Below are 1,228 nucleotides of genomic sequence, written 5' to 3'. Positions count from 1 at the left end.
CATCACCAGCGACTACGACGAGAACGACAAGCCCTTCCTCACCGGCGAACGCACCGCCGAAGGCTTCTACAAGACCAAGAAGGGCATCGACCAGGCCATCAGCCGCGCCATTGCCTACGCCCACTACGCCGACCTGGTGTGGTGCGAAACCGGCACGCCCGACCTCGAGTTTGCCAAGCGCTTCGCCGATGCGGTCCACAAGGTGCACCCCGGCAAGATGCTGGCCTACAACTGCTCGCCGTCCTTCAACTGGAAGAAGAACCTCGACGACGCCACCATTGCCAAGTTCCAGAAGGAGCTCGGCGCCATGGGCTACAAGTACCAGTTCATCACGCTGGCCGGCATCCACTCGATGTGGTTCAACATGTTCGATCTGGCGCAAGACTACGTGCAGCGCGGCATGTCGGCCTACGTCGAGAAGGTGCAGGAGCCCGAATTCGCGGCGCGCGATCGCGGTTACACCTTCGTGTCGCACCAGCAGGAAGTCGGCACCGGCTACTTCGACGAGGTGACCACGGTCATCCAGGGCGGCAAGTCCAGCGTCACGGCGCTGACCGGCTCGACCGAGGAAGAGCAGTTCCACTGATCCGCTGAATCCGCCAGCACAACGATTTCGCTGTCACCTTCGAGCCCGGCCGAGCGCCGGGCTTTTTTTTGGGCTCGGCGGCCAGCGGATAGAATTGCGCCCTCTGCACCCAACAAGAGCGAGAAAGGCACCTTGGTTATGACACCGCGAACTACTCCGCAAGGATTCAGCGGCTTTTTCTTCGTCTCCGAAGAAAAGGGCCGGTAGCCCGCGCTCGCTGGTTTCTGCCAGCTCTCATCCCAAGCAAAGCGCGGCCAGTCACCGCGCTTTTTGTTTTTTCGCCCGAGGTTTTCCATGATCCAGATCACGCTTCCCGACAACTCGCGCCGCGAGTTCCCCGGCCCGGTTTCGGTGGCCGAAGTTGCCCAGTCCATCGGACCCGGGCTCGCCAAGATGACGGTGGCCGGCAAGGTCGACGGCAAGCTCGTCGATGCCAGCGACGTCATCGACCATGACGCCAAGCTCCAGATCATCACGCCCAGGGACGACGAGGGCCTGGAGATCATCCGCCACTCGACGGCCCACCTGGTTGGCCACGCCGTGAAGCAGCTCTACCCGACGGCCAAGATGGTCATCGGCCCGGTGATCGAGGAGGGCTTCTACTACGACATCTCCTACGAGCGCCCCTTCACGCCCGAGGAC

2 protein-coding genes are annotated in these 1,228 nt (G+C 62.3%); both read left to right on the top strand.

Annotated features, from left to right (window positions below):
* On the top strand, positions 1–586 hold a 586-nt coding region (aceA, locus tag AC1DOC_RS34255; protein ID WP_478131647.1), incomplete at its 5' end, for an isocitrate lyase.
* A gap of 294 nt (positions 587–880) precedes the next feature.
* A partial coding sequence (locus tag AC1DOC_RS34250) for a TGS domain-containing protein (protein WP_478131646.1) occupies positions 881–1,228 on the top strand: 348 nt, incomplete at its 3' end.

This window comes from Variovorax sp. 01T439_2 (assembly GCF_056398445.1).
Note: the sequence above shows the minus strand (reverse complement) of the source record. Positions and strands in the feature narration are given on the sequence as shown.